Annotated in this window: 5 protein-coding genes; 3 read left to right on the plus strand and 2 right to left on the minus strand. The window is 61.3% G+C overall.

Annotated features, from left to right (window positions below):
• The first annotated feature begins 203 nt into the window (after positions 1-203).
• A complete protein-coding gene (gene lapG / locus ACYZTZ_RS28770) occupies positions 204-896 on the plus strand; it encodes a cysteine protease LapG (protein WP_462000385.1) in 693 nt (230 codons plus the stop codon).
• 14 nt (positions 897-910) lie between these two features.
• Positions 911-2,857: a cyclic di-GMP receptor LapD gene (gene lapD / locus ACYZTZ_RS28775; RefSeq protein ID WP_462000386.1), complete on the plus strand. Its 1,947-nt coding sequence runs from the start codon at positions 911-913 to the stop codon at positions 2,855-2,857.
• Between the two features lie 145 nt (positions 2,858-3,002).
• On the opposite strand, the gene ACYZTZ_RS28780 is transcribed toward lapD, so the two are convergent.
• Both ACYZTZ_RS28780 and ACYZTZ_RS28785 read right to left on the minus strand, forming a co-directional pair.
• Entirely contained in the window at positions 3,003-3,341 is a 339-nt protein-coding gene (locus ACYZTZ_RS28780) for a hypothetical protein (RefSeq protein ID WP_056745772.1), read from the minus strand.
• A 148-nt stretch (positions 3,342-3,489) separates the two neighbouring features.
• Positions 3,490-21,828, minus strand: a complete 18,339-nt coding sequence (locus tag ACYZTZ_RS28785) for a LapA family giant adhesin (protein WP_462000387.1) — start codon at positions 21,826-21,828, stop codon at positions 3,490-3,492.
• Positions 21,829-22,186: 358 nt separating this feature from the next.
• On the opposite strand from ACYZTZ_RS28785, the gene ACYZTZ_RS28790 reads away from it, so the two are divergent.
• Positions 22,187-23,539: a TolC family outer membrane protein gene (locus ACYZTZ_RS28790; protein WP_462000388.1), complete on the plus strand. Its 1,353-nt coding sequence runs from the start codon at positions 22,187-22,189 to the stop codon at positions 23,537-23,539.
• Positions 23,540-23,573: the final 34 nt, after the last annotated feature.

The raw sequence follows: 23,573 nt of genomic DNA on the forward strand, positions 1-23,573 counted from the left end.
ATTTGGATCCACGAGGACCCTAGTGACTGCCTGACAGGTTGTCAAACGGACAAAAGCTCGCCCTGACGTGGCCGCGATGTTTTTAATGACACCTGCCATACAAAGTTTAGCGCGCCAGCAGTGATCTCACCGTGCCATTGTCTTTTATCGGGCTAACCTGCACCATCGACCGCTTTCCACCTGCCTGACCTGGATGCCTCGCATTGGCGGTACGTTTCGCGATCCCTCGGACTTTGCGCTGGCTGTGCTGCGCGTTGCTGCTGGCCGGCGTTATGCTGGGCGGGCTGCATGCCGATTGGGATTTTTCGCTGATCAGCCGTCGCGCGCAGGCATTGTACGGGCCATTGGGCGAAGGGCAGCCACGCATTGACGCCTGGCAGCACTTATTGGCCACGCAAAAGCAAGTTGGCGAGCTCGAACAGCTTAAAGTGGTCAACCAGTTCTTCAACAAGCAGATGCGTTACGAGGAAGACATCGACCTGTGGCACGAGGTCGATTATTGGGAAACACCCATCGAGGCCCTGTGGAAGGGCGCCGGCGATTGCGAAGATTACGCGATCGCCAAGTATTTCAGCCTGCGTCATCTCGGCGTCGCCAGTGACAAGCTACGCATCACTTACGTCAAGGCCTTGCGCCTGAATCGGGCGCACATGGTGTTGACCTACTACTCAAGCCCCGAAGCCATGCCGCTGGTACTCGACAGCCTGATCGATGCGATCAAACCGGCCAGCCAGCGAACCGATTTGCTGCCGGTCTACTCTTTCAATGCCGAAGGGTTGTGGTTGCCGGGCGCCAAGGGCAACAAGAAAGTCGGTGACACCAAACGCCTGTCTCGTTGGCAGGATGTATTGAAGAAAATGCAGGCCGAAGGTTTCCCGGTCGAGACGACTAACTAGGAGCACGCGCTCAGATGTCCTTGTTCAAACAGCTGTTGATCGCTATCTGTCTGTTCCTGGTGATCGCCTTCACCGGTAGCTTCGTGGTCAGCCTGGAAAGCTCGCGCACCCAATACGTCAACCAGTTGCGCTCCCACGCCCAGGATGCCGCGACGGCATTGGCGCTGTCCCTGACACCGAACATCGACGACCCGGCGATGGTCGAGTTGCTGGTCAGTTCGATCTTCGACAGCGGTTATTACGCGAGCATCCGCGTGGTCGATCTCAAGACCGATCAGACCATCGTCGAGCGCAGCGGCATTCCCGCGGTGAACAACGTGCCGGACTGGTTCGTCAAAATGATCGGGCTGGAAGCGGCCGGCGGTGATGCCCTCGTCAGCCGTGGCTGGGAGCAGGCGGCGCGGGTCGAGGTGGTCAGCCATCCGATGTTCGCGTTGGCCAAACTCTGGCAGAGCGCGCTGGGCAGTCTTGGCTGGTTGCTGATCTGCGGTGCGGTGAGCGCGGTGCTGGGCGCACTGTTGTTGCGCCGGCAACTGAAGCCGCTGGATTACATGGTCAAGCAATCCCACGCCATCGCTCGCCGCGAATTCCTCAGCCTGCCGCAACTGCCGCGCACGCCGGAACTGCGGCGAGTCGTGCAGGCCATGAACCAGATGGTCGAGAAGCTTAAGGCGCTGTTCCAGGAACAGGCCGAGCGCAGTGAAAAACTGCGGGCCGAGTCCTATCAGGACAACCTGACGGGGCTGGCCAACCGTCGCTATTTCGAAATGCAACTGAACGCCCGAGTGAGCAATCCAGAGCAGGCGAGTTCCGGTTATTTGCTGCTATTGCGGGTCAGGGACCTGGCCGGGTTGAACCAGCGGTTGGGCGGTCAACGCACTGACCAGTTGTTGAAAGCGGTGGGCGAGCAGTTGTCCCGAGAGTGTGCCAAATACCCGGAAACCCTGAACCTCGTGACGCGGATTCGCGGCGGTGAGTTCGCCGTGCTGGCGCCGGGGTTGGTGCGCGAGGAAGCGCTGCAACTGGCGCAGAACCTCGACAGTGCCTTGGCGAGCCTGCACGCGACGGGCGCCACCGACGTGGCCTCGGTGGCCTCGATCGGGCTGGCGCCGTTTGTGTATGGCGACTCCCCGCAAGCGGTTCTCGGGTTGGGCGATCAGGCGTTGGCTCAGGCGGAAGGCCAGGGCGATTCGAGCTGGGTCTGCCTGGATCACAGCGCGTCGGCCAGCGTCGGCGACGACCATCATGCCTGGCACAACTTACTGGAACAGGCGTTGAGCCAGCAGCGTTTCGAGCTGTACTTCCAGCCGGTGGTGGCTGCCCAGGACACGCAGTTGGTGCTGCATTACAAGGTGCTGTCGCGTTTGATCGACGACGAGGGCCAGACCATTCCCGCCGGGCGCTTCCTGCCGTGGCTCGAGCGCTTTGGCTGGACCGCGCGGCTTGATCGGCTGATGTTGGAGCTGGTACTTGAGCAGATGGCCGACCATAAAGAGTCGCTGGCGCTGAACCTGTCTTCAGCGACGCTGGCCGATCCGCAGGCATTGAATAAAGTCTTCGAAATCCTGCGTCAGCATTCGGATCTCGGGGAGCGATTGACCCTGGAAATCGGTGAGGAGCAGTTGCCGGAGCAAGCCATGCTGGAAGAGCTGACGCGACGTCTGCACGAACTCGGGTTCTCCCTGAGCCTGCAACGCTTTGGCGGGCGCTTCAGCATGATCGGTAACCTGGCGCGGCTTGGGTTGGCGTATCTGAAGATCGACGGCAGTTACATCCGGGCGATTGATCAGGAGAGCGACAAGCGCCTGTTCATCGAGGCGATTCAGCGGGCGGCGCACAGCATCGATTTGCCGTTGATTGCCGAGCGGGTCGAGACGGAAGGGGAGTTGATGGTTATTCGTGAGATGGGGTTGTATGGGGTTCAGGGGCAGTTGTTTGGTGAGCCGAAGCCTTGGAAGTAATGCGTCGTCGGTGATGCCGCCATCGCGAGCAAGCTCGCTCCCACATTGGTTATGCGTCGTACCGCAATTGTGCGTACAACCGAATCCCATGTGGGAGCGAGCTTGCTCGCGATGGCGTCAGCGCAGGCAACGAAGAAGGTGGGAGTTAGATCAACCCCGTCTCATCATCATCGATCAATTGACTCAACCCGCCCAACGCTTCACGGGCCTGGGTCCGGTCCATCAGCTTGGCTTGTGCGGCCGGCGGCAGGTCGGTGACGCGGATCACGCCTTTGCTGGTCAGCACCTGGATCAAGTCGTCGAGTACCCGGATCATTTCCAGGTCGCTCTGCTTGAGTTGTTTGAGGCTGGTTTCCACTACTTCATTGGCATACCAGGCCTGGATTTCATGGTGGTCGGCCGGCAGTGTTTCCGTGGCCTCGGCGTAGGCCGCGGCTTCCACGCGCACTAACTGACCTTGCGCATCGCGTTGCACGTAGAACATTGAACATCCCTCGGAAATGGACCCGCGTCATGCTGTCAGCAGCATAGGCCAACTGGACGCGAGTATGCGGTGCGGCGACGAAATCGTCACCGGGGTGTTGGGCGCAAACGTGACGGCCGCCCCATAAGGGCGGCCGTTTTTCGTTGGGTCAGGTGTTGTTGTGATCGATTTTGATGGTCGGGTCACTGCCGGCAATCAACGAGTTGATGTTGGCGCTGGACCAGTTGTTGCCTTCCAGTTTGATCGTCACATCTGGTGCTGCCGCTGCGGCGTCGGCGCCGTTGAACTTGCCGGCGGAGCTGACTTGCAGGGACGAAACGCCATCCACGGTGGTGATCTTCAGGAAATTGTCGATGGTGCTGCCGGTTTCGCCCTGCAGCAGATCGCGCAAGTCGATGCGATCACCCTCGCTGGCCTTGAAGTCCTTGATCACGTCGCTGCCAGTGTCGCCAGCCTTCCAGACGAAGGTGTCGGCACCTGAACCACCGATCAGAATATCGTTGCCCTGACCACCCATCAGCGAGTCATTACCCGAGCCGCCGAGCAGGATGTCATTGCCCTTGCCGGCGTCGAGCAGGTCGTTGCCACCCTGGCCGAAGAGAATGTCATTGCCGGCACCACCCAGCAGCGAGTCATTACCGTCATGCGCCCCGGACACATCGAACGCGGTGTAGTGCTCGGTGATGAACTGGTGCACGTTGCTGGTGGTGACTTTGCTGACGTCCACGCCGGTTTGCTGGGCGACGAACGCCTGCATCGCCTGATAACCCTCACCGGCGACACCGTTGAAGCTCACCAGGTCGCCGAACAGGATGTCGTTGCCGTCACCGCCATTGACCGTGTCGGCACCTGGCATCGTCGCTTCGGTATGGCCGATGATCGAGTTGGCCAGGTCTTTCGGGTCAATGTTGGTTTGTGGCGTTTGATCCGAGTCGTATGGCTTCAGATCAGCAAGGGTGACGTCCTTGTTTATGCCGATGGCTTCTACCGTCGAGACCTTGCCCAGCAGCGCGAAGCTGTCAGTGGAGTTGTCGATGGCATCCCAGCTGGTGCTGCTGCCGGTACCATCGCGATAGGACAGCTCGTACGTGCCGTTACCCTCGGCATGGAGGGTGCCCAGTTCGTCGCTGTTCCAGCGCCCCGAGTTTTTCTGAGTCTGCAGCGTGACATTGCCGGCGCTGTCGATGGTCAGGTAGTGAGTGCTGTCCAGGTAGTTGGAATAAGTCTGCCCCAACTTGTAATTGGAGGTGGTGATGACGTCATCGAGCTTCACATTGCCGAACAAGGTCGGGTTGGTTTGCTCGCCGCTCTGGTAGTAGGTCGGCTTGCCATCGGTGATGAAGTACGTGAGGTTCTTCGCACCGGTGTTGGCCATCGGGTCGGCACTCTGGAACCAGTTGGCCGTGGTTTTGAACACGTCCTCGTAGTTGGTGCCGCCGCCGGATGACATCGAGTCCAGAACGGATTTGAGCAAGGTCAGGGCATTCGGGTCGTTCAGGTTCACCGACACCGACTTGTTGACCTGGTTGTCGAAGTCCGCCAGGAAGATATTCACCGTCCCCGAATTGCCGCCCATGCTCTGCTTGAGGGTGTTGAACACCGAGGTCAGCGAGTCCTTGGCTGAGTTGATCGACGACGCGCTCATACTGCCCGAGCTGTCGACCATGAACGCAATGTTGTAGTTGGTGCCCGGCACCACGGTCAGCCCGCCAATATCGGCGACCATGATGTCGTTGCCGTCGGTGCCGGTGATGGTGTCGTTGGCAGCTGTGGCGGTGACAGCGTTGTAGACCGTCGGGTAAACCGTCACCGGGATCGTCGCGGTGCTTTGCGCCGAACCGCCGAGCGATTCGGTGGAGGTCGAGGTCACGGTCAGGTTGAACTGGCCGTTGTAGTACGGTGGCGGCGTGACGGTCAGGGAGCCGAGGTTCCAGCCCGTGACGTTGGCTTCGCCGGAGGTCGCGCTGGCGGTGAAGGTGTGGCCGGCGCCATCGGTCAGTACCGAGCCCGCCGGAATCCCGCTGATTTTCACGCTCAGGCTTTCGGAGCCGTCGATATCAGTCAGGGCCGTCTTGATCGCGGACAGATGAACGCTGGTCCCTTCCGCGGCTTCATTGAGTTTGTAGCCTTCGTAGTAGCCTTCGCCGCTGGTGCCGTGCAAATCGGACACCGTCACGCCGGAAGCGGCGAGATCCGCCACGCCGGTGTACAGCGGCACGCCGGCGCTGCTCAGGTCGACCGCGGCACTGCCGTTGACCGACAGGTTGACGTCATAGTTACCCGGGCCGCTCTGGTTGTGGTGGTAGATGTCCAGGGTGTAGTAACCGCTGGTGGTCGGGGTGAACGAACCGTTCAGACTGCCGCCCGCGCCCCACGTCGTGGCCGCCACGTTTTTACCGCCGATGGTCACCAAAAGGCTGTCATCGCCGGTGCCGCTGAAAGTGTAAGTCTTGCCGGCTTCGAGGTAGATCAGCCCGGAGGTTTTCGATGCCGTGCCAGCCGCGACGCTGCCGTCGGACTGCACGTTGGTCACCGTGCCGCTGGAGTTCGGTTTACCCGCGCCGTCGATGACGCTTTTCAGGGTGCCGGTGGCTGCGCCGCTGCCATCGGTGCCGAGTGGCAGGCCCGTCCAGACTTCCTTGATCAGGCCTGTGGATTTGACGCTGTTGTCCGCAACGCTCAGGGACGGGGCGTCGGCCACGGGTGTGATGTCGATTTTGATCGTGCCGGTGTTGCCCAGTAGCGAGCCGTCGGTTGGCTGGAATTTGATCTGTGCGTAGTCGGCCTTGATGTTGCCCACTTCGGTGCCGCCGTAGCCGTTGGCACCGGATTCGTTGGTGCCAGGCATGAAGCGCAGCTTGCCGGCATCGATGTCGGCCTTACTGAAGGTCTGGTTGAGCGTCACGTCTTTCCAGGTCGCGCCGTCCAGATATTGCAACTGGTGAACACCCGGCAGTTGGGTGATTTTCACGCCCAGGTTAGCGGCGGCACTGTCAACATCACTGACGCCGAAGGTCGACCAGCCGAGGATCAGCGGCGTGTCTTCGGTGCCGGTGACGTTAACCGGTGCGGCGATCGGTGCGTCGTTTACGCCGACCACGTTGACGGTGGTGGTCGCGGTGTTGGAGTAGTTGCTGCCATCGGTCACCGTCACGGTGATGATCCGCGGCACGCTGCTCGGGTCCTCACTGTTGTTGGTGAAGCTGATGTTCTTGATCTGTTGCATGTAGTCGGCCAGCGTCGCGTTGCCGGACAGTGTCAGCGTGACCGTGCCATTCGTGCTGTTGGCATTGATGGTGATGCCGTTGACGCTGAGGCCCAGGTTCAGAGCATCGCCATCTTGACGGTTGGTCAGCACGATCGTCGCGCCGGTCAGCAGAGTGCTGTCCGGGTCGGTGATTTTCAGGTCGGTGTCGCCGATCGATACGCCTTGGCCGGTGGTGCCTTCGGTGAACGTCACGTTGTAGTTGGCACCGGTAGCACCGCTGGAGTTGTTGGCATCCAGGTCGAGCACCGGCGGCGCGTCGTTGTCGATGATCGAGGTGCTGACGCTGCCGTTGGAAGCGCTGATCGCCAGGTTCTCGAAGTTGCCACCGGTGGCCGAGTCGATCTTGATCACGAAGTTTTCAGTGCCTTCGGTGATCCTGTCGTCCAGGGTCGCGACGTTGAAGCTCGCGCTGCTGCCGCCCGCCGGGATCTTCACGGTGTACACACCGGTGAAGTCCGAACCGTCGGCGGCGGTGCCGCTGTAGGTGATTTTCAGGGTGACTTCAGTCTGCGCCGGGTTTGTCAGGCTGACGGTGTAGCTGGCGGCCTGGCCTTCGGTTACCGAGGTACTGCCGGTGATGCTGACTTCGGTTTTGTCGAAGGTGTCGGTGACGTTGGTCACTGCTGGAGTCGTGCTTGGTACCAGGTTCTCGAAGTTGCCGCCGGTGGCGGTGCTGATCGTGGTACTGACCTTGCCGGCGTCGATGTAAGCATCGTCCTTCGGCGCATCGACGGTCACGGAACCGCTGGTGGCGTTGGCGGCGATGGTGATCACGGCGCCGTTGCTCAGGGTGACGGTCACGGGTGTGCCGGCGGCGTTGGTCAGGGTGGCGGTGTAGACGATCGAGCCGCCTTCAGCGACCGAGTTGCTGGCGCTCAGCGTCAGGTTGGTCGTGTCGGCTGTGTCGGTCACGGTGGTGCTGACCGGTGTTTTGTCGGCAACCAGGTTTTCGTAGTTGCCGCCGCTGATGTTGGTGATCGAGTTGGTCAGTGGTGCGTGACCGGTCAACGCGTCGTTGGGGGCGAGGGTGCTCACGGTGCCGGTGGTTTGCCCGACTGCGATGGTGATGGTCTGGCCGTTGGCCAAAGACACAGTCACTGGCGAACCGGTTACCGGCGCGCCGACGGTCGCGGTGTAAGTGACGGTGCCACCTTCAGCGGCCGACTCGGTGGCTTTCAGGGTCACGGTCGACGTGTCGAGGGTGTCGGTGACGTTGGTCACTGCCGCAGCCGGGTCTTTGACCAGGTTCTCGAAGTTACCGCCGGTGGCGGTGGTGATCGTGGCGCTGACTTTGCCGGCGTCGATGTAGGCATCGTCTTTCGGCGCATCGACGGTGACGGAGCCGCTGGTAGTGTTGGCGGCGATGGTGATCACGGCGCCGTTGCTCAGGGTGACGGTCACCGGAGTGCCGGCCGCGTGGGTCAGGTTCGCGGTGTAAACGATCGAACCACCTTCAGCGACCGACTCAGTCGCGCTGAGGTTAACCGTCGTGGTGTCAGTCGTATCGGTAATCGAGGTGTTCGCCGGCTTGCTGTCGACTTCCAGCTTCTCGAAGTTGCCACCCTTGGCATCATCAATCTTGACGCTCAACGAACCGCCACCGACGAGGGCATCGTTTGGCGCGATGAAGTTCACGCTGGCACTGCTCGAACCGACCGGAATGGTGATGGTCTGGCCGTTGGACAAGGTCACCACCACCGGCGAACCAGTGACTTCAGCAGACACGGACGCGGTGTAAACCACGGTGCCACCTTCGGCGACAGTGCCGTTGGCGGTCGTCAGGCTGACCGTCGACGTGTTGATCGTGTCAGTCACCTCAGTGACTGCCGCCGCCGGGCTGGTGACCAGGTTCTCGAAGTTGCCGCCGGTAGCGGTGCTGATCGTGGCGCTGACTTTGCCGGCGTCGATGTAGGCATCGTCTTTCGGCGCGGCGACGGTGACGGAGCCGCTGGTAGCGTCGGCGGCGATGGTGATCACCTTGCCGTTGCTCAACGTGACGGTCACTGGCGTGCCGGCCGCGTGGGTCAGCGTGGCGGTGTAGACGATCGAGCCGCCTTCGGCGACCGAGTTGCTGGCGCTCAGCGTCAGATTGGTCGTGTCGACGGTGTCGGTCACGCTGGTGCTGACCGGCGTTTTGTCGGCCACCAGGTTTTCGTAGTTGCCGCCGCTGACGTTGGTGATCGAGTTGGTCAGCGGTGCGTGACCGGTCAACGCATCGTTCGGCGCAACAAAGTTCACGCTGGCGCTGCTCGAACCGACCGGAATGGTGATGGACTGGCCGTTGGACAAGGTCACGACCACCGGCGAACCAGTGACTTCAGCCGACACGGACGCGGTGTAAACCACGGTGCCGCCTTCGGCCACAGTGCCGTTGGTCGTTAGGCTGACCGTCGAGGTGTTGATGGTGTCAGTCACCTCGGTCACTGCCGGAACAGTGCTCGGGACCAGGTTTTCGAAGTTGCCGCCGGTAGCGGTGGTGATCGTGGCGCTGACCTTGCCGGCGTCGATGTAGGCATCGTCTTTCGGCGCATCGACGGTCACGGAACCGCTGGTAGCGTTGGCGGCGATGGTGATCACCGCGCCGTTGCTCAGGGTGACGGTCACTGGCGTGCCGGCCGCGTGGGTCAGGTTCGCGGTGTAGACGATCGAGCCGCCTTCAGCGACCGAGTTGCTGGCGCTCAGCGTCAGATTGGTCGTGTCGGCGGTGTCGGTCACGCTGGTGCTGACCGGCGTTTTGTCGGCCACCAGGTTTTCGTAGTTGCCGCCGCTGACGTTGGTGATCGAGTTGGTCAGCGGTGCGTGACCGGTCAACGCATCGTTCGGCGCAACAAAGTTCACGCTGGCGCTGCTCGAACCGACCGGAATGGTGATGGACTGGCCGTTGGACAAGGTCACGACCACCGGCGAACCAGTGACTTCAGCCGACACGGACGCGGTGTAAACCACGGTGCCGCCTTCGGCCACAGTGCCGTTGGTCGTTAGGCTGACCGTCGAGGTGTTGATGGTGTCAGTCACCTCGGTCACTGCCGGAACAGTGCTCGGGACCAGGTTTTCGAAGTTGCCGCCGGTAGCGGTGGTGATCGTGGCGCTGACCTTGCCGGCGTCGATGTAGGCATCGTCTTTCGGCGCATCGACGGTCACGGAACCGCTGGTAGCGTTGGCGGCGATGGTGATCACCGCGCCGTTGCTCAGGGTGACGGTCACTGGCGTGCCGGCCGCGTGGGTCAGGTTCGCGGTGTAGACGATCGAGCCGCCTTCAGCGACCGAGTTGCTGGCGCTCAGCGTCAGATTGGTCGTGTCGGCGGTGTCGGTCACGCTGGTGCTGACCGGCGTTTTGTCGGCCACCAGGTTTTCGTAGTTGCCGCCGCTGACGTTGGTGATCGAGTTGGTCAGCGGTGCGTGACCGGTCAACGCATCGTTCGGCGCAACAAAGTTCACGCTGGCGCTGCTCGAACCGACCGGAATGGTGATGGACTGGCCGTTGGACAAGGTCACGACCACCGGCGAACCAGTGACTTCAGCCGACACGGACGCGGTGTAAACCACGGTGCCGCCTTCGGCGACAGTGCCGTTGGCGGTCGTCAGGCTGACCGTCGACGTGTTGATCGTGTCAGTCACCTCAGTGACTGCCGCCGCCGGGCTGGTGACCAGGTTCTCGAAGTTGCCGCCGGTAGCGGTGCTGATCGTGGCGCTGACTTTGCCGGCGTCGATGTAGGCATCGTCTTTCGGTGCATCAACGCTGACCTGGCCGGACACTGCATCCTTGAGGATAGTGATGGTCGCGCCGTTGCTCAGCTTCACGGTCATGTCGCTGCCGGCGGCCTGGGACAAGGTCGCGGTGTAAACGATGGAGCCGCCTTCCTGCACCGAGCCGCTAGCGCTCAAGGTCAGGCTAGTGGTGTCAGCAGTGTCCGTCACTTTGGTCACGACGGCCGAGCGATCGGTGTCCAGTTGTTCGAAGTTGCCGCCAGTGCTGTCCGCGATCGCTGCCCTGACAGGCGCCGCGCCGGTGTAGACGTCATTTGGCACTGTGTACGGCACCGAACCGCTGGACTCGCCGGCCTTGATGTTGATCACCAAGCCGTTGTTCAGCGTCACGGTCATCGCCGTGTCGGCCGGGTGGCTAAGCGTGGCGGTGTAGACGATCTGGCCACCTTCGCCGACGGTGCTCACATCGGCACTGAGCTTCAGCGTAGTGGTGTCGGTGGTGTCATTGACGGTGGTGGTGTGGGTGGTCTTGCTGACGTCGAGCTTCTCGAAGTTGCCGCCGTCGGTGCTGGCGATGCCAACGGTGATCTTGCTGCCGTCCTTGTAGACGTCATCGGCCGGTGCAGGAACGGTAATGGAGCCCGACTTGTCGCCGGCCTTGATCACCACGTTCTCGCCATTGCTCAGCTTGACCGTCATGTCAGTACCGGCGGCGTTGCTGAGGTTGACGGTGTAAGTGATCGTGCCGCCCTCGACCACGTTATCGCTGGCGGTCATGGTCACTTTGGTGGTGTCCACGGTATCGCTGACAGTGGTGTCCGCCGGTTTGCTGTCGATGCTCAGTTTTTCGAAGTTACCGCCCTTCGCATCGTCAATCTTCACGCTCAGGGAGCCGCCGCCAGCCAAGGCATCGTTCGGCGCGGTGAAGTTCACGTTGGCACTGCTCGAACCGACCGGAATGGTGATGGTCTGGCCGTTGGACAAGGTCACAACCACCGGCGAACCGGTGACTTCAGCCGACACCGACGCGGTGTAAACCACGGTGCCACCTTCGGCGACAGTGCCGTTGGCGGTCAGGCTGACTGTTGAGGTGTTGATCGTGTCAGTCACTTCGGTGACCGCAGCCGCGGGGCTGGTCACCAGGTGTTCGAAGTTACCACCGGTGGCGGTGTTGATCGTGGCGCTGACCTTGCCAGCGTCGATGTAAGCGTCGTCTTTCGGTGCATCGACGGTGACAGAACCGCTGGTAGCGTTGGCCGCGATGGTAATGACTGCGCCGTTGCTCAGGGTGACGGTCACCGGTGTGCCGGCCGCGTGGGTCAGGTTCGCGGTGTAGACAATCGAACCGCCTTCAGCCACCGACCCCGTCGCGCTGAGGCTAATCGTCGTGGTGTCAGCCGTATCGGTAATCGAGGTATCCGCCGGCTTGCCGTTAACTTCCAGCTTCTCGTAATTACCACCTTTGGCATCTTCAATCTTGACGCTCAGCGAACCACCGCCAGCCAAGGCATCGTTCGGTGCGGTGAAGTTCACACTGGCACTGCTCGAACCGACCGGAATGGTGATGGTCTGGCCGTTGGACAAGGTCACGACCACCGGCGAACCAGTGACTTCAGCAGACACGGACGCGGTGTAAACCACGGTGCCGCCTTCGGCCACAGTGCCATTGGCGGTCAGACTAACTGTCGACGTGTTGATCGTGTCAGTCACCTCGGTCACTGCCGGGACAGTGCTCGGGACCAGGTTCTCGAAGTTTCCACCGGTGGCGTCCTTGATGGTCGCTTCAACTTTGCCCGCGTCTTTGTAGACGTCGTCTTTCGGTGCGGCAACGCTGGCATGGCCGGACACCGCATCCTTGAGGATGGTGATGGTCGCGCCGTTGCTCAGCTTCACGGTCATATTGCTGCCGGCGGCCTGGGACAGGGTCGCGGTGTAGACGATCTGGCCGCCTTCCTGCACCGAGCCGCTAGCGCTCAAGGTCAGGTTGGTGGTGTCAGCAGTGTCGGTGACTTTGGTGACGACGACTGAGGGATCGGTGTTCAGTTTTTCGAAGTTGCCGCCGGTGGTTTCCTTGATCGAGGTAAGGACATCCGCGGCGCCGATGTAGACGTTGTTCGGTACGGTGAAAGACGCAGAGCCGCTGGACTCGCCAGCCTTGATGTTGATCACCAGACCATTGTTCAGGGTCACGGTCATCGCCGTGTCCGCTGGGTGGTTCAGGGTCGCGGTGTAGTTGATCTGACCACCTTCGCCGACGGTGCTCACGTCTGCGCTGAGTTTCAGCGTGGTGGTGTCGATCGTATCTTTGACGGTGGTGGTGTGCGCGGCTTTGTTGACGTCGAGCTTCTCGAAGTCGCCGCCGCTGGTGCTGTCGATGCGGACGGTGATTTTACTGTCGTCCTTGTAGACGTCATCGGCCGGTGCAGGAACGGTAATGGAGCCCGACTTGTCGCCGGCCTTGATCACGATGCTTTCGCTGTTGCTCAACTTGACCGTCATGTCGCTGCCAGCGGCATTCGTCAGGTTGGCGGTGTAGGTGATGTTGCCGCCTTCAAGCACCTGACCGCTGGCGGTCATGGTCACTTTGGTGGTGTCCAGGGTGTCGCTGATAGCGGTCGAGGTCGGGGTCTTGTCGGCGACCAGATTCTCGTAATTGCCGCCGGTCACATCCTTGATGGTGTTGCTCAGCGGCTCGTGGCCGACCAATGCGTCATTCGGAGCTTTGACGGTGATCGAGGCCGTGCTTTCACCGACTGGGATGGTGATTTTTTCACCGTTGGCCAGGGTGAGGACCACGTCCTTGCCGGTGACCTTCGAGGTCACGGAAGCGGTGTACACCACATTGCCGCCTTCGGCTGCGGTGGGTGTTGCCTTCAGGCTGACCGTCGACGTATTGAGGGTGTCAGTCACTTCCGTGACCGCAGCTGCCGGGCTGGTGACCAGGTTTTCGAAGTTGCCGCCGCTGGCGCCTTTGATGGTCGCTTCGACTTTTCCCGCATCTTTATAGACGTCATCGGCAGGTGCCTTGACGGACACGGAGCCGCTGGTGGCGTTGGCGGCGATGGTGATCACTGCGCCGTTGCTCAGGGTGACAGTGACCGGCGTGCCAGCCGCGTGGGTCAGGTTCGCGGTGTAAACGATGGAGCCGCCTTCAGCGACCGAATCGGTAGCCGTCAGGCTAACTGTCGTGGTGTCCACCGTATCGGTAATCGAGGTATTCGCCGGCTTTCCGTTAACTTCCAGCTTCTCGTAATTGCCGCCCTTCGCGTCGTCGATTTTGACGCTCAGGGAGCCGCCGCCGGCCAGGGCATCGTTCGGTGCGATGAAGTTCACGCTGGCACTGCTGGCGCCAACCGGAATGGTGATGGTCTGGCCGTTCGAGAGGGTCACGACCACTGGCGAACCGGTAACTTCAGCAGACACGGACGCGGTGTAAACCACGGTGCCGCCTTCGGCCACAGTGTCGTTGGCCGTCAGACTGACGGTCGAAGTATCGAGGGTGTCAGTCACCGCAGTGACTGCCGCCGCCGGGCTGGTCACCAGGTTCTCGAAGTTGCCGCCGCTGGCGTCCTTGATGGTCGCTTCAACTTTTCCGGCATCTTTGTAGACGTCATCGGCAGGTGCCTTGACGGTTACGGAACCGCTGGTCGCGTTGGCCGCGATGGTGATCACGGCGCCGTTCGACAGGTTCACGGTCACTGGCGTGCCGGCAGCGTGGGTCAGGTTCGCGGTGTAGACGATCGAGCCGCCTTCAGCCACTGACCCAGTCGCGCTGAGGCTAACCGTCGTGGTGTCCACCGTATCGGTAATCGAGGTGTCCGCCGGCTTGCCGTTAACTTCCAGCTTCTCGTAATTGCCGCCCTTGGCGTCGTCGATCTTGACGCTCAGCGAGCCGCCACCGGCCAGGGCATCGTTCGGCACAGTGAAGTTCACGCTGGCACTGCTGGCGCCAACCGGAATGGTGATGGTCTGGCCGTTCGAGAGGGTCACAACCACGGGCGAACCGGTGACTTCAGCCGACACCGACGCGGTGTAAACCACGGTGCCGCCTTCGGCCACAGTGCCGTTGGCCGTCAGACTGACGGTCGAAGTATCGAGGGTGTCAGTCACTGCAGTGACTGCCGCCGCCGGGCTGGTCACCAGGTTCTCGAAGTTGCCGCCACTGGCGTCCTTGATGGTCGCTTCAACTTTGCCGGCATCTTTGTAGACGTCATCGGCCGGTGCCTTGACGGTCACGGAACCGCTGGTAGCGTTGGCGGCGATGGTGATAACGGCGCCGTTCGACAGGTTCACGGTGACCGGTGTGCCGGCCGCGTGAGTCAGCGTCGCGGTGTAGACAATCGAACCGCCTTCCGCCACCGAATCTGTAGCGCTCAGGCTCAGGGTGGTGGTGTCTTTGACGTCGGTTACCGACGTGACTGCCGGGGTTTGATTCGCCACCAGGTTTTCGTAGTTGCCACCGGTGGTGCCGTCGATTTTCACGCTCAGCGAACCGCCGCCAGCCAGTGCGTCGTTCGGTGCGGTGTATTTCACGTTGGCGCTGCTGGCGCCGACCGGAATGGTAATGCTCTGGCCGTTAGACAAGGTCACGACAACCGGCGAACCGGTCACTGGCGCATTGACCGATGCGGTGTACACCATGGTGCCGCCTTCAGCCACAGTGCTGTTGGCCGTCAGACTGACTGTCGACGTATTGAGGGTGTCGGTCACATCGGTAACCGCTGGCGTCTTGTCGGCCACCAGGTTCTCGAAGTTGCCGCCGGCAGTCTTGGTGATGCTGGCGTCGACTTTGCCGGCGTCTTTGTAAACGTCATCCTTCGGTGCGGCGAAGTTCACCGAACCGGTGGTGGCACCCTTGGCAATGTGGATCACCGCGCCGTTGTTCAACGTCACGGTCATGGCGGAGCCAGCGGCATTGGTCAGGGTCGCGGTGTAGACGATCGAACCGCCCTCGGCGACCGAACCGGTGGCGCTCAGGCTCAAGCCGGTGGTGTCTGCCGAATCGGTGACGGTGGTGACCGCCGGCGAATGGTCGGTGATGACTTTCTCGAAATTACCGCCGCTCTGGCTGGCAATCGTAGCCTGGACTTTGCCGCCGTCGATGTACGGGGTGTTGGCCGGTGCAGCGAAGTTGACCGAACCGGTGGTGGCGCCGGCGGCGATGTTGATCACGGCGCCGTTGCTCAACTTCACGGTCATGGCCGTGTCTGTCGGGTTGCTCAGGGTGGCGGTGTAGGTGATCTGGCCACCTTCGCTGACGGTGTGGCTGGCCGACAGCGACAGGGCCGTGGAGTCGACCGTGTCTTTGACGGTGGTGGTCACTGACGCTTTGCTGATGTCGAGATTTTCGAAGTTGCCGCCGGTGGCATCCGTCATCGTCACGGTGAGCTTGCCGGCATCCTTGTGGACGTCGTCGCTTGGCGCCGCGATGGTCACCGAACCAGTGGTTTTGCCGGCGTCGATGGTGATGGTCTCGCCGTTGCTCAGCTTGACGATCACCGGCGTTTGCGCGGCGTTGGTGAGGGTCGCGGTGTAGGTGATGTGCGAACCTTCGAGTACCGCTTTTTCAGCGCTGAGGGTCAGGTGTGTGGTGTTGGTGGTGTCCGCCACGTTGGTCACGGCCGGGGTCGGGCTGGTGACCAGGTTTTCAAAGTTGCCGCCAGCAGCGTCCTTGATGGTGACTTCCAGTTTGCCGGCGTCCTTGTAGACGTCGTCTTTGGGCGCATCGACTTTCACGGTGCCGGTGGTTTTACCGGCATCGATGGTGATGGTCGCGCCGTTGCTCAACGTCACGGTCACCGGGGTGCCGGCCGCATGGGTCAGGGTGGCGGTGTAGGTGATCTGGCCACCTTCTTTGACGTTGCCAGTGGCGGTCAGCGACAGGGTGGTGGTGTCGACGGTGTCGGTCACGCTGGTGCTGACCGGGGTTTTATCGGCGACCAGGTTTTCGTAGTTGCCACCGCTGACTTTGGTGATCGAATTGGTCACCGGCGCGTGGCCGCTGAGCACATCGTTCGAGACCACGGCATTGACCGTGCCGCTGCTTTGGCCAATGCCAATGGTGATGGTCTGACCGTTGGACAAGGTCACCACCACCGGCGAACCGGTGACCGGTGCGCCGACAGACGCGGTGTAAACCACGGTGCCGCCCTCGGCCACGCTGCTGCTGGCGGTCAGGGTGACGGTCGAGGTGTCGACGGTGTCGGTGACGGTGGTGACGGCCGCAACCGGGCTTTTGACCAGGTTTTCAAAGTTACCGCCGGTAGCATCCGTCATCGTTACGGTGAGCTTGCCGGCATCTTTGTAGACGTCGTCGCTTGGCGCCGCGATGGTCACCGAACCGGTGGTTTTGCCGGCGTCGATGGTGATGGTCTCGCCGTTGCTCAGCTTGACGGTCACTGGCGTTTGCGCGGCGTTGGTGAGGGTCGCGGTGTAGGTGATGTGCGAACCTTCGAGTACCGTTTTTTCAGCGCTGAGGGTCAGGTGTGTGGTGTTGGTGGTGTCCGCCACGTTGGTCACGGCCGGGGTCGGGCTGGTGACCAGGTTTTCAAAGTTGCCGCCAGCAGCGTCCTTGATGGTGACTTCCAGTTTGCCGGCGTCCTTGTAGACGTCGTCTTTGGGCGCATCGACTTTCACGGTGCCGGTGGTTTTACCGGCATCGATGGTGATGGTCGCGCCGTTGCTCAACGTCACGGTCACCGGGCTGCCGGCCGCATGGGTCAGAGTGGCGGTGTAGGTGATCTGGCCGCCTTCTTTGACGTTGCCGGTGGCGCTCAGCGACAGGGTGGTGGTGTCGACGGTGTCGGTCACGCTGGTGCTGACAGGGGTTTTATCGGCGATCAGGTTTTCGTAGTTGCCGCCGCTGACTTTGGTGATCGAGTTGGTCAACAGCGCGTGGCCGCTGAGCACATCGTTCGAGACCACGGCATTGACCGTGCCGCTGCTTTGACCAATGCCAATGGTGATGGTCTGACCGTTGGACAAGGTCACCACCACCGGCGAACCGGTGACCGGTGCGCCGACAGACGCGGTGTAAACCACGGTGCCGCCCTCGGCCACGCTGCTGGTGGCGGTCAGTGTGACGGTCGAGGTGTCGAGTGTGTCGGTGACGGTGGTGGTCACTGACGCTTTGCTGATGTCGAGTTTTTCAAAGTTGCCGCCGCTGGCATCCGTCATCGTCACAGCGAGCTTGCCGGCATCTTTGTAGACGTCGTCGCTTGGCGCCGCGATGGTCACCGAACCGGTGGTTTTGCCGGCGTCGATGGTGATGGTCTCGCCGTTGCTCAGCTTGACGGTCACTGGCGTTTGCGCGGCGTTGGTGAGGGTCGCGGTGTAGGTGATGTGCGAACCTTCGAGTACCGTTTTTTCAGCGCTGAGGGTCAGGTGTGTGGTGTTGGTGGTGTCCGCCACGTTGGTCACGGCCGGGGTCGGGCTGGTGACCAGGTTTTCAAAGTTGCCGCCAGCGGCGTCCTTGATGGTGACTTCCAGTTTGCCGGCGTCCTTGTAGACGTCGTCTTTCGGTGCATCGACTTTCACGGTGCCGGTGGTTTTACCGGCATCGATGGTGATGGTCGCGCCGTTGCTCAACGTCACGGTCACCGAGCTGCCGGCCGCATGGGTCAGAGTGGCGGTGTAGGTGATCTGGCCGCCTTCTTTGACGTTGCCGGTGGCGCTCAGCGACAGGGTGGTGGTGTCGACGGTGTCGGTCACGCTGGTGCTGACCGGGGTTTTATCGGCGATCAGGTTTTCGTAGTTGCCGCCGCTGACTTTGGTGATCGAGTTGGTCAACGGCGCGTGGCCGCTGAGCACATCGTTCGAGACCACGGCATTGACCGTGCCGCTGCTTTGGCCAATGCCAATGGTGATGGTCTGACCGTTGGACAAGGTCACCACCACCGGCGAACCGGTGACCGGTGCGCCGACCGAGGCGGTGTAAACCACGGTGCCGCCTTCGGCCACAGTGCCGTTGGCCGTTAGGGTGACGGTCGAGGTGTCGAGGGTATCGGTGACGGTGGTGACGGCTGCAGCCGGGCTTTTGACCAGGTTTTCGAAGTTGCCGCCGGTAGCGGTGGTGATCGTGGCGCTGACTTTGCCGGCGTCGATGTAGGCATCGTCTTTTGGTGCATCGACGGTGACGGAACCGCTGGTGGCGTTGGCCGCGATGGTGATCACGGCGCCGTTGCTCAGGGTGACGGTCACGGGTGTGCCGGCCGCATGGGTCAGGTTCGCGGTGTAGAGAATCGAACCACCTTCAGCGACCGACTCAGTCGCGCTGAGGCTAACCGTCGTGGTGTCGGCCGTATCGGTAATCGAGGTGTCCGCCGGCTTGCTGTCGACTTCCAGCTTCTCGTAATTACCACCCTTGGCGTCGTCGATTTTGACGCTCAGCGAACCACCGCCAGCCAAGGCATCATTCGGCGCGATGAAGTTCACGCTGGCGCTGCTCGAACCGACCGGAATGGTGATGGTCTGGCCGTTGGACAAGGTCACGACCACTGGCGAACCAGTGACTTCAGCCGACACGGACGCGGTGTAAACCACGGTGCCGCCTTCGGCCACAGTGCCGTTGGCCGTCAGACTGACCGTCGACGTGTTGATCGTGTCAGTCACCTCAGTGACTGCCGCCGCCGGGCTGGTCACCAGGTTTTCGAAGTTGCCGCCGGTGGCGGTGCTGATCGTGGTACTGACTTTGCCGGCGTCGATGTAAGCATCGTCTTTTGGCGCATCGACGGTCACGGAACCGCTGGTAGCGTTGGCGGCGATGGTGATCACCGCGCCGTTGCTCAGGGTGACGGTCACGGGTGTGCCGGCCGCATGGGTCAGGTTCGCGGTGTAAACGATCGAACCACCTTCAGCGACCGACTCAGTCGCGCTGAGGCTGACCGTCGTGGTGTCAGTCGTATCGGTAATCGAGGTGTTCGCCGGCTTGCTGTCGACTTCCAGCTTCTCGTAATTACCACCCTTGGCGTCGTCGATTTTGACGCTCAGCGAACCACCGCCAGCCAAGGCATCATTCGGCGCGGTGAAGTTCACGCTGGCACTGCTCGAACCGACCGGAATGGTGATGGTCTGGCCGTTGGACAAGGTCACGACCACCGGCGAACCGGTGACTTCAGCCGACACCGACGCGGTGTAAATCACGGTGCCGCCTTCGGCGACAGTGCCGTTGGCGGTCAGGTTGACCGTCGAGGTGTTGATCGTGTCGGTCACTTCGGTCACTGCCGGGACAGTGCTCGGGACCAGGTTTTCGAAGTTGCCGCCGGTGGCGGTGGTGATCGTGGCGCTGACTTTGCCGGCGTCGATGTAAGCATCGTCTTTCGGCGCATCGACGGTGACAGAACCGCTGGTAGCGTTGGCGGCGATGGTGATCACGGCGCCGTTGCTCAACGTGACGGTCACTGGCGTGCCGGCCGCATGGGTCAGGTTCGCGGTGTAAACGATCGAACCGCCCTCGGCCACTTCGCTGGACGCCGACAGGCTCAGGCCGGTGTTGTCTTTTGAGTCGGTAATGGTGGTCAGCGCCGGCTCGGTGCTCGGGGTCAGCTGCTCGAAATTGCCGCCGGTGGTTCCCGTGATGGTGGTGCTGACGGTGCTGCCATTGTTGTAGACGTCATTGGCTGCGGTATCGACGGTCACGCTGCCGGTGGTCTTGCCCGCTTCGATGGTGATGACCGAGCCATTGCTCAAAGTCACGGTCATCGGCGTGCCGGCCGGGTTGGTCAAAGTGGCGGTGTAAGTGATCTGCCCGCCTTCGACGACGGTGCCGGTGGCGGTGAGGCTCAGGCCGGTGTTGTCTTTCGAATCGGTGATGGTGGTCAGCGCTGGCTCGGTGCTTGGAGTCAGCTGCTCGAAATTGCCACCGGTGGTCCCGGTGATGGTGGTGCTGACAGTGCTGCCGTTGTTGTAGACGTCATTGGCAGCAGTATCGACGGTCACGCTGCCGGTGGTCTTGCCCGCTTCGATGGTGATGACCGAGCCATTGCTCAAGGTCACGGTCATCGGCGTGCCGGCCGGATTGGTCAGGGTGGCGGTGTAGGTGATCTGGCCACCTTCGACGACGGTACCGGTGGCGGTGAGACTCAGGCCGGTGTTGTCGACCGAGTCGGTAATGGCGGTGACCGCTGGCGTGGTGCTCGGCACCAGGTTCTCGAAGTTGCCACCGGTAACGCCAGTGATCGTGGTGCTAACGGTGCTGCCGTTCTGATAAACGTCATTGGCCGGGGTGTCGACGTTCACGGCCCCGGTGGTTTTGCCGGCTTCGATGGTGATGGTCGAGCCGTTGGACAGGGTGACAGTGACCGGCGTTTGAGCCGGGTTGGTCAGGGTGGCGGTGTAGGTGATCTGGCCGCCTTCGGTGACTGTAGATCCCGCCGTCAGTGTGACGGTGGTGCTGTCCGGCGAGTCGGTAATGGTGGTCACGGCCGGAGCCGGGTTTGGCACCAGGTTCTCGAAGTTGCCGCCGGTGGCGCCAGTGATCGTGGTGCTAACGGTGCTGCCGTTCTGATAAACGTCATTGGCCGGGGTGTCGACGTTCACGGAGCCGGTGGTTTTGCCGGCGTCGATGGTGATGATCGAGCCGTTGGACAACGTGATGGTGACCGGCGTCTGCGCCGGGTTGGTCAATGTCGCGGTGTAGGTGATCTGGCCGCCTTCGGTAACGTTGGCGCCAGCGGTCAAGGTGACCGTGGTGGTATCGACGGTGTCAGTGACCTGGGTCACGGCCGGGGTTGTCGGCGGGGTGACGATGATGCCGCTACCACCCGTGGTGCCGGTGACGGACACGTTGATCTGGGTCGGGTCGTTATAAACAGAATCGTTCGGCGCAAGCGGAACGTTGACGGTACCGGTCAACTGGCCAGCCTGGATCACAATCACCGAGCCATTGGACAGGGTGATGGTCAGGTCGGTCAGCGGAGCCTGGGTCAACGTCGCGGTGTAAACCAGTACGCCGCCGGCCTCGGTGATGGTAGGCGTGGCGCTTAAGTTCAGGGTCGATTCGCGCTGCACGTTGGCGCTGGTATCGGCCGTCTGGCCGCCGATGGTGTTCTGTGCAGCCAACGCGGCAGTGCCGATGCCCGCAGTCGGGAAACCAATGGTCGGGTCCACCCGGCCAGCGGTTGCATCCAGCATCACGAAGCTATGGCCGCCACCTGCCGCGCCGCCTGTGCCGGCAGCCGTCGGGCCGGCCGCGGTGGCTTCAAGGGCTGTGGTCGGGTCGGCACCGGCAACGATGGCTTGCTGCAGCTCTTCAACCGATGGCGCGGCTTGTGCAGTGGCTTGTGCAAGGTCAGTGCTGGAGTCCGGATCGCTGCCGCTCCACTGAGTGTCGCGGCCGAGGTCCAGGGTCCGGCCGTCAGCCAGTTCAAGCGTAACGGCGCCCGCCGCACCGGTGTCTACCTGATCGCCGACAAACAATCGATCGCCTTCAACGAGTACGCGGCGCACGCCCTCTGGGGACACAGCGAAAACCTGACCGACAATGCTTTTGACGATGGCCACAACACTGCTCATTGAAGACTCTCCGGGTGTCGCATTCAATTAACTTCCATGGACTTGACGGCGTGTTTGCCAAACCAGTCTGGACGTACTTTCAAGGTATTAGAGGCACAACTTTGACGCGGTTATTCGTCAATAAATTGGCTATATTTTTTCGCTATAAACTTTATGCCAAACTATTGACCTTCTGCCCGTCATCCTAAACACTCGCCTCGGTAATGTCACATTGATATTTCGGTGCCGACCTGCTCCGCGAGTGTGACGCAGTTCAAACATCCAACTTTCCGACACACGGTCATTCCGGTTGTCATCATCCGATGCAGCGGCACGTTCTGCAGTGATTCAAGACAAGCAATTCCGGGAAATTCCAACAATGCGTTTGCACCTGCTCACGGCTTTACCCTTCGCCCTTGCCGCCAGTTTTGTTCAGGCGCAGTCCCTTCCGGAGGCCATGCAACAGGCACTGGATGTCCATCCGGAAATCCAGGCAGGCGTTAATAGTCGATTGGCCGCGGATTATCAGTTAAAGGCAGCCAAAGGGGGATACCTCCCACGGGTCGATCTGCTGGGCGGTTATGGCCGCGAAGGTACGGACAACGTCACCACGCGTGCCGCTGGCAACAACAATCACTGGGAAACCCTGAATCGCAGCGAGTCGAGCGTGCGGTTGTCGCAAATGGTATTTGACGGTTTTGCGACGTCGAGTGAAGTGGGGCGTCAACAAGCCACTGTTAATTCCCGCGCCTATTCCTTGCTGGGCACGTCCGAACGCACCGCGCTCACCGTTGCTCAGGTGTATCTCGACGTACTGACCCGCCGCGAATTCGTGCGCCTGGCGACCGAGAACCTGAAGAGCCACGAACGGATTTTCGACCAGATCAAACTGCGCACCCAGCGCGGCGTGGGCAGCGGCGCCGACCTCGATCAGGCCGAAGCGCGCATGGCCCAGGCCCGCAACAACCTGATCACCGAGCAGACCAACCTGGCTGACGCCGAGACCAACTTCCTCAGCGCCGTCGGTCAGATGCCCGATCAACTGGAGCGTCCTTCCGATTTCATGGCGCTGTTGCCGGCCAACCTGAATGAAGCCCGGACGCAGATGCTGGAAAACAGCCCGATCCTGCGTTCCGCTGAATCCGACATCGCCGCTGCCGAGAAACAGTACGAAGCCGCCAAATCGACCTTCTACCCGCGCTTCGATGCCGAATTGGGTCGCACTGCCGACAACGATCTCGATGGCCAGAACGGTCACAGTAATGAATGGCAGGCCATGTTGCGCATGCGCTTCAATCTGTATGCCGGCGGCAGCAACAAGGCGGAACTGGAATCCAAGTCCTACCAGTCCAACCAGGCACTGGATATTCGCAACAACGCCTTGCGCGTGTTGAATGAAGAGCTGGGCCTGGCCTGGAATGCCTTGAACAACGCCAACGCCCAAGTGCCGATCGCTCAGCAATATGTCGATCACAGCACCCGCGTGCGCACTGCCTATCAGAAGCAGTTCAGTCTCGGCGAGCGTACCTTGCTCGACCTGCTCGACAGTGAAAACGAGCTGTTCTCGGCTTCTCGTCGCCTGGCGGAGATCAAGAACATTCAGTTATTTACTCAGTACCGAATCAAGGCGACCATGGGCGAGTTGCTCAAGAGCCAGGGAGTGGTCGCACCGTTGGCATCCGTCGTGCAAAACGACGTGAAGCCTAAGGTTCAACTGCCCGGTATGAATTGAGCAGAACCTTCATTGTTCAATTGTTAGTCAAGAG

This window comes from Pseudomonas sp. LB3P58 (assembly GCF_054897895.1).